The following is a 13,652-nucleotide window of genomic DNA, read 5'->3' on the forward strand; positions in this document are numbered from 1 at the left end:
AAAGCGCGGTGATCAATCCGTTGGTTGCGCAGGCCAGGGTCAGTAGTGATACCACTTCACCTCAAGCATCACCTCGTTCTCCGGCGAGGCCAATTGGCTGAACTCCCGTTGGGCACTCAGGCGCAGGCCGAGGTTGCGGGACAGTTCCCATTGCTGATTGAGGCTCAGGCTACGGCGCACTTCGCCGTTGACGAAATAATCGCCCTTGGCTTCCAGGCTCAGGTTGCCCAGCGGGGTTTTCCACAGCACACCGCTATTGAAACCGGCGGCCGGGGCGATGAACTGGGCGAAATCGTTGTTGTGTTCCACCCGCACCGTGCCCAGGGCAAAGCCCAGCACATCGTCGCCCAGGGCCCAGGTGCCGCCCGCGCCGCCGTTGACGTGGCTGACCAAGGTTTCATCGTCGTGTTTGCCCGGCACCCGCTCCAGGCCGCCGGTGACCTGCCAGGACAGCGGTTGCAGCAACTCGTTGCGCGGGGTCAGGGAGCGAATGGTCGCCAGGTCCAGTTGCTGCACCTGCCAGTCGTTGCCCTCGTATTGGCGCAGCTTCAATTGGAGGATTTCGATCTGTGCCCCCAGCGGAAAGCTCTCTGCATTGTCGTTGAGATCGTGATAGGCCATGCGCAAGCCATATTCGCCGAATGCCCGGTCGCCCCGCGTGCCGAGGCCGGCCTGCCAGGTGCGCGATTGGTGACCATCTTCGGGCAGGCCCGGTTGCGGGATCTCGAGTTCCGGTGCGGGGTTCTGGTTGATCGCCCGCAACAGTTCGAAGCTGCGCTGGGCCCGTTGCGGATCACGTTCCTGGCCGTTGGCGCGATAGCGCTCCAGGCGATAGGCCGCATCGATGATCAGCGCTTGGCGCTCACGCGGCAGCGCCTTGAAGGCCGGCGTTTGCAACTGCTGCTGGTCGGCGCTGACCTTCAGCACCCATTGCTGCTCATCATCGCTGAGCGGTTCGGCGCGGCTGAGCAGTTCCCGTTCCCGGGACGGCCGATACTGGATGCTTTCCACCAAGCCGGCTTCCTTCACCGCCTTGACGGTGTCGGTGGGAATCGCTGTCAGCGGGAATTGTTCGGTCAGGCGCAGGCTGGGGCGGGCCACTTGCAACAGCTCGAGCAAGCGATAGGAGCAGTTTTCGTCGAAGAAGAAATAGTCGAACTGGATCTGCTTGAGTTCCCAGACATGCTCGACCATGCGCTCGGTTTCCGCCTGGCTCAGGTTGAGGCGGTATTCCCACAGGTCGCGGTTTTCCAGGCTACGGTACTCGGAGAGTTTTTCCTGGTACGGCACCAGGGCGAACAGGCCGGGGTAACCGCCCATCAGGCCTTTCCAGGCATAGAGGAGGCTATTGTCGGAGCCTTCGATATAGGCACCGAAGTTGATTGCGTAGCTGAGCAGGGCAGTCTTGTCGCTTTGTACGTCGGCCTGGTCGATGCGCAACAGGGTGTGGCCGAACATAGAGGATGGGCTGTTGAGGTACGCGGCCGGGAAAATCATCACCGCGCTGTGGGGCGAGACGTCCTTGAACCATTGGGTGAAATCGCTGCAATCGACTGCCGGCAGGTCTGTCAGGTTGAGCTGCGCCTTGAGCCAGCGGGTTCGCGCCGGGTAGACGCACTGGGCATGTTGCTGGCCGGCGTTGGCTGGGCCATACAAGGCTTGCAGCGTGGCGGTCAGTTCACGGTCGGGATGTTCGTTGCCATCGGGGGCGAGGAAGAATTTTTTCTCGCTGATATAGCTGCGCCAACCGCCGAGCTTGGCGGTTTCGTAGTGGCCCAGGGAAATCCAGAAGCGGTCATTGGCCAGTTGCTGCAAACGTTGAGGGTCGACATGAGGTGCGGCGGACAGCGGGGCGCACACACAGAGCGCCAGCCAGGCAAGGCGTTTGAGCATAGTCGGCTACTTGGAAAGTCGAAAAATAAAGACCGAAGGGCCCCAAAAAGAAAACCCGCTCCCCGAGAGGAGCGAGTGCTGCCGAGCTTAAGCTTGAGTGGCGTACTTGGCCAGGCGTGGGTCGTTTTTCAGCACGGCCAGGGTGTTGGTATGCACGTCTTCGGCAGTTACGTCAGCTTTGCTGAAGATCTGCTGGAAGTGCTCGTGGGTCACAGCGGAGAAATGCGCGCGGTCTTCCGGCGCCACGCCCAGTACCACGGCGTAGGTAGTCAGCGCTTCGCCCTGACCCTTGGCCATGTCTTCGGACAGCTCGTTCATCATCCCATTCATGGCCAGCCAGGACTTGCCGCCGTAGGTCAGTGCCGCGTTGGTCGAGCAGCCGTTGGTGCCGGAGGTCATGCCGAAGGTGGCGTTACCGGACGTGCCGTTGGTGGTGGATGCCAGGAAGTGTGCCGGAGTGCCACGCTGACCTTCGAACAGCATGTTGCCCCAGCCGCAATCCGGGCCGCCCGGCGCCTGAGCCATGGCGTTGATGGATACAGCGGTGAAGAGAGTACCGAGAAGAATCCGTTTCATAGCTATGTTCTCTTTATGTGCATACCGATGGACAAGGTCTGGCCCCTACAGCAGCCAGTGGGCCGGTTATTGTTCCAGCCGCGCAGTTTGGAGTTTAGGCACGATCCGAGGGTTCCGTGACATTTTGCAAAAACATTACAGGTGATCACCGTTTTACGGGGCCCTGCCCGGGGTTTTGCCGTTGGCTATGCTTTGGTCAGAGGCGCTCCTTGCCAGTCAGGTACAGGCGGCGCCAGAATGCCGCTATCTGCCCCGCCTGATGTAAGGAAGCCCGATGCCTGATCCTGTTGCTGCCAGCTTGCGTCTAGCGCCCGAAGCGCTGACCCGTCCGTTTTCCGCTGAACAGTTCAGCTTCTCTACCACCAATGATCTGGAGCCCTTCCGCGGTGTGCTTGGCCAGGAACGTGCGGTCGAAGCCTTGCAGTTCGGCGTGGCCATGCCACGCCCCGGTTACAACGTATTCGTCATGGGCGAGCCGGGCACCGGCCGGTTTTCGTTCGTCAAACGCTACCTCAAGGCCGAAGGCAAGCGCCTGCAGACCCCGGCGGACTGGGTCTACGTCAACAATTTCGATGAGCCCCGCGAACCCCGCGCCCTGGAACTGCCCTCGGGCACGGCGGGTGCGTTCATCGGTGACATCAACGGCTTGATCGACAACCTGCTGGCGACCTTTCCGGCGGTGTTCGAGCACCCGTCCTACCAGCAGAAGAAAAGCGCCATCGACCGCGCCTTCAACCAGCGCTATGACCGAGCCCTGGATGTGATCGAGCGCCTGGCGCTGGAGAAGGACGTCGCGCTGTACCGTGACAGCAGCAACATTGCCTTCACGCCGATGAGCGAAGGCAAGGCCCTGGACGAGGCGGAGTTCGCCCAGTTGCCGGAAGCCGAGCGTGAGCGTTTCCACGAGGACATCTCTGGCCTGGAGGAGCGCTTGAACGAAGAGCTCGCCAGCCTGCCGCAATGGAAGCGCGAGTCCAGCAACCAGTTGCGCCACCTCAACGAAGAAACCATCACCCTGGCCCTGCAACCGTTGCTGGCGCCGCTGTCGGAAAAGTACGCAGAGAACGCCGCGGTCTGTGGCTATCTGCAGGCCATGCAGGTGTATCTGCTCAAGACCGTGGTCGAGCAACTGGTGGACGACAGCAAGAGCGACGCCATCGCCCGTAAACTGCTGGAGGAACAATACGCCCCGAGCCTGGTGGTCGGGCATCCGTCCAGCGGTGGCGCGCCGGTGGTGTTCGAACCGCACCCGACCTACGACAACCTGTTCGGCCGGATTGAATACAGCACCGACCAGGGCGCGCTCTACACCACCTACCGACAACTGCGTCCGGGCGCCTTGCACCGGGCCAATGGCGGCTTCCTGATCCTGGAAGCGGAAAAAATGCTCAGCGAACCGTTCGTATGGGATGCGCTCAAGCGCGCCCTGCAATCGCGCAAGCTGAAGATGGAATCGCCCCTGGGTGAAATGGGACGCCTGGCCACGGTGACCCTGACGCCGCAACACATCCCGTTGCAGGTCAAGGTCGTGATCATCGGCGCCCGCCAGCTCTATTACGCCTTGCAGGACCTGGATTCGGACTTCCAGGAAATGTTTCGCGTGCTGGTGGATTTCGACGAAGACATCCCGATGGGCGACGAGAGCCTGGAGCAGTTCGCCCAGTTGCTCAAGACCCGCACTTCGGAAGAAGGCATGGCGCCCCTGACCGCCGACGCGGTGGCGCGCCTGGCGACCTACAGCGCCCGCCTGGCTGAACACCAGGGCCGCTTGTCGGCGCGCATCGGTGATTTGTTCCAGTTGGTCAGCGAGGCGGATTTCATTCGCCAATTGGCCGGTGACGAAATGACCGACGCCGGCCACATCGAACGTGCGCTCAAGGCCAAGGCCACCCGCACCGGGCGTGTTTCGGCCCGAATCCTCGACGACATGCTGGCCGGGATCATCCTGATCGACACCGCAGGTGCGGCGGTGGGCAAATGCAACGGGCTGACGGTGCTCGAGGTTGGTGATTCGGCGTTTGGCGTGCCGGCACGGATTTCCGCCACGGTGTACCCGGGCGGCAGCGGCATCGTCGACATCGAGCGGGAGGTCAACCTTGGCCAGCCGATCCACTCCAAGGGCGTGATGATTCTCACTGGCTACCTGGGGAGTCGTTATGCCCAGGAATTCCCGCTGGCGATTTCGGCCAGCATCGCCCTGGAGCAATCCTACGGTTATGTGGACGGCGACAGTGCGTCCCTGGGCGAGGCGTGCACGCTGATCTCGGCCCTGTCGAAGACGCCGTTGAAGCAGTGCTTCGCCATCACCGGCTCGATCAACCAGTTCGGTGAAGTGCAGGCGGTGGGCGGGGTCAACGAGAAGATCGAAGGCTTCTTCCGCCTCTGCGAAGCCCGGGGTTTGACCGGTGAGCAGGGGGCAATCATTCCCCAGGCCAACGTCGCGACCCTGATGCTCGATGAAAAAGTGCTGGCCGCCGTGCGCGCCGGGCAGTTCCACGTCTATGCGGTGCGTCAGGCCGACGAAGCCCTGAGCCTGCTGGTGGGCGAGCCTGCCGGCGAGCCGGATGAAAACGGTGAGTTCCCGGAGGGCAGCGTCAACGCCCGGGTGGTGGAGCGGCTGCGGGTGATCGCGGAGATGATCAGCGAAGACGACATCAAGGAAGCGGAAAAGGAACTGGCGCAGCAGGCCTTGGCGGAGGCCAAGCCGGCTTGAGGCAATATTCGCGGCAATAAGCTGTTGTGGCGAGGGAGCTTGCTCCCGCTGGAGGGCGCAGCACTCCCAATCCAAATGGGGGTCGCTGCGCAACCCAGCGGGAGCAAGCTCCCTCGCCACAAAAGCCGGTAAATAGTCACAGATCTGGCGTCAATATTCACACTGTGACCGCTCGGCGCATTCTGGTCTCGAAATCCCGTGAGGCCGGAACTTTTCTTCTATCCTCAGCTCAAGGATAACGAGAGTCATCATTGGATCGAAACAGTCTCCTCCCGAGGCTGAATACCGGATCTACCGAGGGGCGCCGCCATGTCGCGCAACCTTTGCCTCACTCGTCAATGCCTGGGCCTTGTCACCCGTATCGAATGCGCCATCCGCCCCCTGGCGGGAGATACCGGGATGTGGACCTTGCTCTTCGCCGCTGGAATGGCGGGCGAACAACCCTCCGCCATCAAGGCCCAAGGGCCATTCCCCGGCCCGACTGCCGCCGAATCCATCCTCGATACCATTGTGCAAAGCCTGACCTTGCACGGTTATGAGCTGGCCGACGACCCGCAGATCTGGTCCTTGCACATGCAGGCCCAACTGCGTGAAATCAATGGAGGCCGTTGTCGCAACGTCGGCGGCTTCGAGTTTCGTCCGCTGCATTGAAAGCCAGCACTGCACGGGCAGTGGCAGTAAAGTTTTGACACAAGGCGGGGGCCAGGGAGGGGCCCGGCATTTGTGGGGCTGGTCATGGCTGATATACTCGCCGCGATTTTTCAGCCCAGGTGTGAGATTCAATGGAACGCTTTATCGAAAACGCAATGTACGCCTCCCGTTGGCTGCTGGCGCCGATCTACTTCGGGCTGTCCCTCGGCCTGCTGGCCTTGGCGTTGAAATTCTTCCAGGAAGTCTTCCACGTCATCCCCAACGTCTTTTCCATGGCCGAGTCAGAGCTGATCCTGGTGCTGCTGTCGCTGATCGACATGGCGCTGGTGGGCGGCCTGCTGGTGATGGTGATGATTTCCGGCTACGAGAACTTCGTCTCGCAACTGGATATCGCCGACGACAAGGAAAAGCTCAACTGGCTGGGTACCATGGACTCTTCGTCGCTGAAGATGAAAGTCGCCGCCTCGATCGTGGCCATCTCGTCCATCCACCTGCTGCGCATCTTCATGGATGCCAAGAACGTCGATCCCGACCACTTGATGTGGTACGTGATTATCCACATGACCTTCGTGGTCTCGGCGTTTGCCATGGGCTACCTGGACAAACTGACCAAGCACTGAGGTCTATCGACCGCGCTGATGCAACGCCCGCCTGTAGAGCCACAGGCGGGCGTTGTCGTTTCCGGCGCCGCACTTTGGCGCGAGGGCTCGTCACCCGCCGTGGCATCTGTGCTAGTCTGCTCGCCCTTTTGGTTCCGGGCGCTCCGGGAGGCGCTGTGGCACACACGGCAATTTCTCGAGCCGTCCGCACAGCGGAGCAGCATCATGTCCGAAGTTAACCTGTCCACCGACGAAACCCGCGTCAGCTACGGCATTGGCCGTCAGTTGGGCGACCAACTGCGCGACAACCCACCACCGGGTGTCAACCTGGACGCGATCCTGGCCGGTCTGACTGACGCGTTCGCCGGCAAGCCAAGCCGTGTGGGCCAGGACGAGATGTCCGCCAGCTTCAAGGTCATTCGTGAAATCATGCAAGCCGAAGCAGCCGCCAAGGCTGAAGCCGCTGCTGGCGAAGGCCGCGCGTTCCTGGCGGAAAACGCCAAGCGTGAAGGCATCACCACCCTGGCTTCCGGCCTGCAATTCGAAGTGCTGACCCAGGGTGAAGGCGCCAAGCCGACCCGTGAAGACCAGGTGCGTACCCACTACCACGGCACCCTGATCGACGGCACCGTGTTCGACAGCTCCTACGATCGTGGCCAGCCAGCCGAATTCCCGGTAGGCGGCGTGATCCCAGGCTGGACCGAAGCCCTGCAACTGATGAACGCCGGCAGCAAATGGCGCCTGTACGTGCCGAGCGAACTGGCCTACGGCGCTCAAGGCGTTGGCAGCATTCCACCGCACAGCGTGCTGGTGTTCGACGTCGAGCTGTTGGACGTCCTGTAAGACCCTGCCCGGTTTACCGCCGGACAAATACATGTGGGAGCGGGCTTGCTCGCGAATGCGGGTTGTCAGTCGACTTTTTCGTTAACTGACACACCGCTTTCGCGAGCAAGCCCGCTCCCACATAGAGGTTGCTGCTTCATCCGTGGAACCTGCCGCTGAAATCACCCGTCGGGCGCAACGCCCGGGCATAGCAGAACAGGAACAGATTACGCACCAGCTCCTTGAGCACCAGTGGCTCACTGGAATTGAGGCTGTTGAGGTCCAGGTCTCCTTGGTCCTGCAGCTCATTCAAGGCTTCTTCTTCAAGCACCGCACAGACTTCCCCGGTTTCCCGATGCAGGATCCTGAGGTAGGGATGTGGGCGGTCCAGCCAGGCATCGATCAAATAAGTCATGGTTCTCATCTCCTTGATGGGTTCGATGAGAATAATTCTTATTCGCTAAATAGCAAGTCTCTATTGGTGTTCCGATTGTTTTTCTGACGATGGGTTGTGGTAGCTCAAGACGACTGGCACTTGGCTAACGCCCGGGAAATAGGGCTGAAGCGGGGAGGGTGAAGCTCCATCCCACACGCGGGGCATGGGATGGAATACAGCAGGATCAGACTTTTCTGACGAACTCGGATTTGAGTTTCATCGGGCCGATGCCGTCGATCTTGCAATCGATGTCGTGGTCGCCGTCGCACAGGCGGATGTTTTTGACCTTGGTGCCGACCTTGACCACCAGTGAGGTGCCCTTGACCTTGAGGTCCTTGATCACGGTGATGGTGTCGCCGTCCTGCAGGACGTTGCCGACCGAATCTTTCTTCACGGTGTCGTCGGACGCCGCTTCAACTTCGCCGCTGGCGGACCACTCGTGGGCACACTCCGGGCAGACCAGTTGGGTGCCGTCTTCGTAAGTGTATTCGGAATTGCATTTCGGGCAGGGAGGCAACGTGCTCACTAAGGTTCCTTGGGTATCAGGAGGGCAAAAGGGCGCACATTATATAGGGTTTTGTTACGAGGAGGGTGATACGGGGCTCTTGTGGCGAGGGAGCTTGCTCCCGCTGGGCTGCGAAGCTGCCCCTTATGGCACTTGCGGTCGCTGCGCAACCGAGCGGGAGCAAGCTCCCTCGCCACAAAAGCTCGCCGTTTTCATGCAATCAATGGGTACGGGCGACCGCAAACTCGCTCAGTTCCACCAGCGCATCGCGGTATTCGCTGGCTGGCAGGGCATCGAGGCATTTGATTGCGCGGGCGACGTAGTCCCGAGCCAGTTTCGCGGTGTATTCCAGCGAGCCGGAGGCTTCGACCGCGACACGGATGCTCTCGAGGTCTTCGATCCCGCCTTTCTGGATCGCCTGGCGTACCAGTGCCGCCTGTTCCGGCGTGCCCTCGCGCATGGTGTAGATCAGCGGCAGGGTCGGCTTGCCTTCGGCCAAGTCGTCACCGACGTTCTTGCCCAGGGTTTCGGCGTCGCCCTTGTAGTCGAGCAGGTCGTCCACTAGCTGGAAGGCCACGCCCAGGTGGTCGCCGAAGGTGCGCAGCGCTTCGCTCTGCTCGGCGCTGGCACCGGCCAGGGAGGCGGCGCTGTGGGTCGAGGCTTCGAAGAGCATCGCGGTCTTGCCGCGGATGACTTCCATGTAGGTTTCTTCGGTGGTGCTGGCATCGCGTACCTTGGACAGCTGCAGCACTTCGCCTTCGGCGATGATGCGCGTGGCCTGGGACAGGATCTTCATCACCGGCATCGAGCCCAGCTCGACCATCATCTCGAACGAGCGCGAATACAGGAAGTCACCCACCAGCACGCTCGGGGCGTTGCCCCACATGGCGTTGGCGGTCGAACGGCCACGGCGCATGCCGGACATGTCGACCACGTCGTCGTGCAGCAGGGTCGCGGTGTGCAGGAATTCGATGGTGGCGGCCAGCAGGCGCATGTCGTCGCCTTCGCGACCCAGGGCCTTGCCGCACAGCAGTACCAATAAAGGTCGCAGGCGTTTGCCGCCGGCCGAAGTGATGTAGTCGCCGATTTTCGATACCAGCGGCACTCGGGAAGTCAGCTGCTTCTTGATGATGCCGTCGACGGCACTAAAATCGTCCGCCACTGCGCGGTAGAAAGCTTGGGGTTGCATCAGCGACAGGCGCTCCAGAAGGGTTGCGCGGCATGCTAGGACCCACGTCCGCAGGTGTCAAGGCGCGATAGACGGCTACTTGCAAGGCTGTTGCGGCTTGCGTACAATCGCGCACCCTGAACTTCCTGGGCAGCACCTGCCTTACGCAATTGCATCCGGGCCTTCCAGCCCATGCAGCCATGCCAGCCAATACCTCTTCTTATAAAGCGCTGGGTGAGCAGGATTATCGGAGAAATACCATGTCGTACGCAGTAATTGTTACTGGTGGCAAGCAATACAAGGTCGCCCCAGGTGAATACCTGAAGATCGAAAAACTGGAAATCGCTACCGGCGAATCCGTGACTTTTGATCGCGTTCTGTTGGTCGCCAATGGCGATGACGTGAATATCGGCGCTCCAGTCGTTGCTGGCGCTACCGTTGTGGCTGAAGTGATCTCCCAAGGTCGTCACGATAAAGTCCGCATCATCAAGTTCCGTCGCCGTAAGCACCACATGAAGCGTATGGGCCACCGCCAGTGGTACACCGAGATCAAAATCACCGGTATTCAGGCTTAATTTCAGCCTAATTCCTCACTAGGAGAATTGAACTCATGGCACACAAAAAAGCTGGTGGTAGTACCCGTAACGGTCGCGACTCAGAAGCCAAACGCCTTGGCGTGAAGATGTATGGCGGCCAGAAAATCATTCCGGGCAACATCATCGTGCGTCAGCGCGGCACCCAATTCCACGCCGGTTACGGTGTTGGCATGGGTAAGGATCACACCCTCTTCGCGAAAATCGAAGGCGTGATCAAGTTTGAAGTAAAGGGCGCGTTCAACCGCCGTTACGTAAGCGTTGTCGCAGCTTAATTGCGAGATCGCTGGAAAAGCCCTGTCTTGCGACGGGGCTTTTTCGTTTGTGGGGTGAGTCTCTTGCAAAACTGTTTGTATGGGCTGTCGGCGCTGCGGTTGGGGCGTGTCATCAGGTCGCTGCGCTCATTTTTGCAAGAGTCTTATGTCTTGTTTTTTTGGCTCGTCCGTATGGCGAGAGGCGTGTGTCATGAAGTTTGTTGATGAAGTATCGATTCGAGTGAAGGCCGGCGACGGCGGCAATGGTTGCATGAGTTTCCGTCGGGAAAAGTTCATTGAAAACGGTGGTCCGAACGGCGGCGACGGGGGCGACGGTGGCTCGATCTACATGCTCGCCGACGAAAACCTCAACACCCTGGTGGATTACCGTTACACCCGGCACTTCGATGCCGAGCGTGGCTCCAACGGCGGCAGCACCGACTGCACCGGCAAGAAGGGCGAAGACCTGATCCTGCGCGTGCCGGTTGGCACCACGGTGATCGATTCGGCCACCCAGGAAGTGATCGGCGACCTGACCAAGGCGGGCCAGCGTCTGCTGGTCGCCCATGGCGGTTGGCACGGCCTGGGCAACACCCGTTTCAAATCCAGTACCAACCGCGCGCCGCGCCAGACCACGCCAGGCAAGCCGGGCGAGCAGCGTGACCTTAAGCTGGAAATGAAAGTGCTGGCCGATGTGGGCCTGCTGGGCCTGCCGAACGCCGGTAAAAGTACCTTCATTCGCTCGGTCTCCGCCGCCAAGCCGAAAGTGGCCGACTACCCGTTCACCACCCTGGTGCCGAACCTGGGCGTGGTCAGTGTCGACCGCTGGAAGAGCTTCGTGATCGCCGACATTCCGGGATTGATCGAAGGTGCTTCCGAGGGCGCCGGCCTGGGGATTCGTTTCCTCAAGCACTTGTCCCGTACCCGTTTGTTGCTGCACCTCGTCGACATGGCGCCGCTGGATGAAACCAGTGCTGCCGATGCTGCCGAAGTCATCGTCAACGAGCTGACCAAGTTCAGCCCGGCCCTGGCCGAGCGTGACCGTTGGCTGGTGCTGAACAAGTGTGACCAGATCCTTGAAGAAGAGCATGAGGAGCGGGTCAAGGAAATCGTCGATCGCCTGGAGTGGGAAGGTCCGGTCTACGTGATCTCGGCCATCGCCAAGGAAAACACCGAGCGCCTGTGCCACGACATCATGCGCTACCTGGAAGATCGTGCCGACCGCCTGGCCAACGACCCGGCCTACAAGGAAGAGCTGGCCGAGCTGGATCAGCGTATCGAAGACGAGGCCCGTGCCCAGTTGCAAGCGCTGGACGACCAGCGTGCCTTGCGCCGCAGTGGCGTCAAGTCGGTCCATGCCATCGGTGACGACGATTGGGACGAAGAGGATGTGGATGACGAAGATGGCCCGGAAATCATCTACGTTCGCGACTGATCGTGTGCTGATACCGCTCAGTTGAAGCCAAGACCTGTGTGAGCGAATCTGTAGGAGCAAAGCTTGCTCGCGATAGCGGTTTTGCAGCCAGCAAAGGTGCTGGATGTGATGCCGCATCGCGAGCAAGCTTTGCTCCCACAGGCTTACTCCCTTAAGGATTCTCGGGGGCAGGTTTAACTGGTCCAGTGCGGTGTTATCATCGCTGCCAGCCGGTTTCCAAGGCGCCGCTCATTCGAGCGGCGTTTTGGTATCTGTAAAACGCAAATACGAATAATCCCATGGGCGGCGCTGGGTCGCGCCGTTCGCTGGCAAAGGTTGAAGATGATGCGGAGCAAGGTGACGGGTGCGCAGCGCTGGGTCGTGAAGATCGGCAGTGCACTGCTGACAGCGGATGGCAAAGGCCTGGATCGCCAGGCGATGGCGGTGTGGGTCGAGCAGATGGTGGCCTTGCATGAGGCTGGCGTCGAGCTGGTATTGGTCTCTTCCGGGGCGGTGGCTGCCGGTATGAGCCGCCTGGGCTGGACGTCGCGACCCAGCGCGATGCATGAGCTGCAGGCTGCCGCCGCCATCGGCCAGATGGGCCTGGTGCAGGCCTGGGAGTCGAGCTTTGCCGAGCATGGCCGCCATACGGCGCAGATCCTGCTGACCCATGACGACCTGTCCGACCGCAAGCGCTACCTCAATGCCCGCAGTACCTTGCGGGCGCTGGTGGAGCTTAAAGTCATCCCGGTGATCAACGAAAACGACACGGTGGTCACCGACGAGATCCGTTTCGGCGATAACGACACCCTGGCCGCGCTGGTGGCGAACCTGGTGGAGGCGGACCTGCTGGTGATCCTCACGGATCGCGACGGCATGTTCGATGCCGACCCGCGCAACAACCCCGATGCCAAGCTGATCTACGAAGCCCGTGCCGACGACCCGGCGCTGGATGCGGTGGCGGGCGGCACTGGCGGTGCGCTGGGTCGTGGCGGCATGCAGACCAAGTTGCGTGCGGCGCGTCTGGCGGCGCGCTCCGGCGCTCACACCATCATTGTCGGCGGGCGCTTGGAGCGGGTGCTGGATCGTCTGAAGTCGGGCGAACGCATTGGCACCTTGCTCTCCCCGGAGCGCGGCATGCTGGCGGCGCGCAAGCAGTGGCTGGCTGGGCACCTGCAAACCCGTGGCACGCTGGTGCTGGACGCCGGTGCCGTATCGGCCCTGTCCCAGGGCAACAAGAGCCTGCTGCCGGTGGGCGTGAAGCTGGTCCAGGGCAGTTTCCGCCGGGGCGAAATGGTCGTTTGCGTGGCGCCGGACGGTCGTGAGATCGCTCGCGGCCTGGCTAACTACAGCGCGCTGGAAGCGCAGAAAATCATCGGTCAGTCGTCTGATGCGATTGTCGGTCTGTTGGGTTACATGGCGGAGCCCGAACTGGTTCACCGTGACAACCTGATCCTCGTCTAAGGAAAAATCATGGGTTTGGCAAAAGGATTGATCGGCTTGCTGCTGGCAGTGCCGCTGCTGGCTTCGGCCGAAGAAATTGGTCAGGTGTCCACCGTGTTCAAGTTCGTCGGGCCGAATGACCGGATTGTGGTCGAGGCGTTCGACGATCCTAAGGTGGATGGCGTGACCTGCTACCTGTCGCGAGCCAAGACTGGGGGTGTAAAAGGCGGCCTGGGCCTGGCCGAAGATCGCGCCGAGGCGTCCATCGCCTGTCGCCAGGTCGGGCCGATCAGCTTCAAGGGTGAGCTCAAGGACGGCGAAGAGGTGTTTCGCGAACGCACTTCGCTGGTGTTCAAGACCATGCAAGTGGTGCGGTTCCTCGATAAGAGGCGCAATACGCTGGTGTACCTGGTCTACAGCGACCGGGTGATCGAGGGCAGTCCGCAAAATGCGGTGACCGCCATTCCGATCTTGCCTTGGCGTTAAGTATCGGCTGATGAGCGAGCCAGTCGGCCAATGCCGATCAGTTGAGTGAATGTCACGAGGAAACGCACAGACCGTGGCGAGGGAGCTTGCTCCCGCTGG

The 13,652-nt window shown here is 61.0% G+C and carries 14 protein-coding genes; 9 read left to right on the forward strand and 5 right to left on the reverse strand.

All coding sequences use genetic code 11. The features are described 5' to 3' along the window. Window positions 1-39: 39 nt before the first annotated feature. A complete protein-coding gene (locus M1D99_RS04615; protein WP_458131436.1) occupies window positions 40-1,893 on the reverse strand; it encodes an Lnb N-terminal periplasmic domain-containing protein in 1,854 nt (617 codons plus the stop codon). A gap of 87 nt (window positions 1,894-1,980) precedes the next feature. Then, a complete protein-coding gene (locus M1D99_RS04620) occupies window positions 1,981-2,469 on the reverse strand; it encodes a DUF3015 domain-containing protein (RefSeq protein ID WP_030140293.1) in 489 nt (162 codons plus the stop codon). 274 nt (window positions 2,470-2,743) lie between these two features. Between M1D99_RS04620 and M1D99_RS04625 the strand changes: the two genes are divergently transcribed. The 4 genes from M1D99_RS04625 (at window position 2,744) to M1D99_RS04640 (ending at window position 7,275) form a co-directional block, all read left to right on the forward strand. Continuing rightward, a complete protein-coding gene (locus M1D99_RS04625) occupies window positions 2,744-5,182 on the forward strand; it encodes a Lon protease family protein (RefSeq protein ID WP_186709818.1) in 2,439 nt (812 codons plus the stop codon). A gap of 309 nt (window positions 5,183-5,491) precedes the next feature. Then, window positions 5,492-5,833, forward strand: coding sequence for a PA4575 family protein (locus M1D99_RS04630; protein WP_013694243.1), 342 nt, complete (start codon window positions 5,492-5,494; stop codon window positions 5,831-5,833). Window positions 5,834-5,964: 131 nt separating this feature from the next. Then, a complete protein-coding gene (locus M1D99_RS04635; RefSeq protein WP_186709819.1) occupies window positions 5,965-6,453 on the forward strand; it encodes a TIGR00645 family protein in 489 nt (162 codons plus the stop codon). 204 nt (window positions 6,454-6,657) lie between these two features. Continuing rightward, window positions 6,658-7,275, forward strand: coding sequence for an FKBP-type peptidyl-prolyl cis-trans isomerase (locus M1D99_RS04640; protein WP_186709820.1), 618 nt, complete (start codon window positions 6,658-6,660; stop codon window positions 7,273-7,275). A gap of 136 nt (window positions 7,276-7,411) precedes the next feature. Here M1D99_RS04640 and M1D99_RS04645 read toward each other — a convergent pair whose 3' ends face one another. From M1D99_RS04645 to M1D99_RS04655, 3 genes are all read right to left on the reverse strand, one after another. Next, a complete protein-coding gene (locus M1D99_RS04645) occupies window positions 7,412-7,669 on the reverse strand; it encodes a PA4570 family protein (protein WP_003205743.1) in 258 nt (85 codons plus the stop codon). A gap of 205 nt (window positions 7,670-7,874) precedes the next feature. Beyond that, window positions 7,875-8,216, reverse strand: coding sequence for a zinc ribbon domain-containing protein YjdM (locus tag M1D99_RS04650; RefSeq protein WP_139649853.1), 342 nt, complete (start codon window positions 8,214-8,216; stop codon window positions 7,875-7,877). 199 nt (window positions 8,217-8,415) lie between these two features. Then, complete coding sequence (locus M1D99_RS04655; protein WP_458131437.1) at window positions 8,416-9,384, reverse strand: polyprenyl synthetase family protein; 969 nt, start codon at window positions 9,382-9,384, stop codon at window positions 8,416-8,418. A 239-nt stretch (window positions 9,385-9,623) separates the two neighbouring features. Here M1D99_RS04655 and rplU point away from each other — a divergent pair, with 239 nt between their 5' ends. The 5 genes from rplU (at window position 9,624) to M1D99_RS04680 (ending at window position 13,553) form a co-directional block, all read left to right on the forward strand. After that, the gene (gene rplU, locus M1D99_RS04660) at window positions 9,624-9,938 is read left to right on the forward strand and encodes a 50S ribosomal protein L21 (protein ID WP_003176051.1); all 315 of its coding nucleotides are present in this window, start codon (window positions 9,624-9,626) and stop codon (window positions 9,936-9,938) included. A 35-nt stretch (window positions 9,939-9,973) separates the two neighbouring features. Further along, entirely contained in the window at window positions 9,974-10,231 is a 258-nt protein-coding gene (gene rpmA / locus M1D99_RS04665; RefSeq protein ID WP_003176049.1) for a 50S ribosomal protein L27, read from the forward strand. 190 nt (window positions 10,232-10,421) lie between these two features. After that, complete coding sequence (cgtA, locus tag M1D99_RS04670) at window positions 10,422-11,645, forward strand: Obg family GTPase CgtA (RefSeq protein WP_458131438.1); 1,224 nt, start codon at window positions 10,422-10,424, stop codon at window positions 11,643-11,645. Window positions 11,646-11,969: 324 nt separating this feature from the next. Next, window positions 11,970-13,088 carry a glutamate 5-kinase gene (gene proB, locus M1D99_RS04675; RefSeq protein WP_030140287.1) on the forward strand — a complete coding sequence of 373 codons (1,119 nt, stop codon included), beginning with the start codon at window positions 11,970-11,972 and terminating at the stop codon, window positions 13,086-13,088. Window positions 13,089-13,097: 9 nt separating this feature from the next. Further along, on the forward strand, window positions 13,098-13,553 hold the full coding sequence (locus M1D99_RS04680) for a CreA family protein (protein ID WP_434574253.1): 456 nt from the start codon (window positions 13,098-13,100) through the stop codon (window positions 13,551-13,553). The last annotated feature ends 99 nt before the right edge of the window (window positions 13,554-13,652 follow it).

This window comes from Pseudomonas sp. R3-41 (assembly GCF_054161485.1).

Coding starts and splice junctions, on each gene's coding strand:
- M1D99_RS04615 (WP_458131436.1), bottom strand. CDS start 1,893: ATGCTCAAACGCCTTGCCTGGCTGGCGCTCTGTGTGTGCGCCCCGCTG.
- M1D99_RS04620 (WP_030140293.1), bottom strand. CDS start 2,469: ATGAAACGGATTCTTCTCGGTACTCTCTTCACCGCTGTATCCATCAAC.
- M1D99_RS04625 (WP_186709818.1), top strand. CDS start 2,744: ATGCCTGATCCTGTTGCTGCCAGCTTGCGTCTAGCGCCCGAAGCGCTG.
- M1D99_RS04630 (WP_013694243.1), top strand. CDS start 5,492: ATGTCGCGCAACCTTTGCCTCACTCGTCAATGCCTGGGCCTTGTCACC.
- M1D99_RS04635 (WP_186709819.1), top strand. CDS start 5,965: ATGGAACGCTTTATCGAAAACGCAATGTACGCCTCCCGTTGGCTGCTG.
- M1D99_RS04640 (WP_186709820.1), top strand. CDS start 6,658: ATGTCCGAAGTTAACCTGTCCACCGACGAAACCCGCGTCAGCTACGGC.
- M1D99_RS04645 (WP_003205743.1), bottom strand. CDS start 7,669: ATGACTTATTTGATCGATGCCTGGCTGGACCGCCCACATCCCTACCTC.
- M1D99_RS04655 (WP_458131437.1), bottom strand. CDS start 9,384: ATGCAACCCCAAGCTTTCTACCGCGCAGTGGCGGACGATTTTAGTGCC.
- rplU (WP_003176051.1), top strand. CDS start 9,624: ATGTCGTACGCAGTAATTGTTACTGGTGGCAAGCAATACAAGGTCGCC.
- rpmA (WP_003176049.1), top strand. CDS start 9,974: ATGGCACACAAAAAAGCTGGTGGTAGTACCCGTAACGGTCGCGACTCA.
- cgtA (WP_458131438.1), top strand. CDS start 10,422: ATGAAGTTTGTTGATGAAGTATCGATTCGAGTGAAGGCCGGCGACGGC.
- proB (WP_030140287.1), top strand. CDS start 11,970: ATGCGGAGCAAGGTGACGGGTGCGCAGCGCTGGGTCGTGAAGATCGGC.
- M1D99_RS04680 (WP_434574253.1), top strand. CDS start 13,098: ATGGGTTTGGCAAAAGGATTGATCGGCTTGCTGCTGGCAGTGCCGCTG.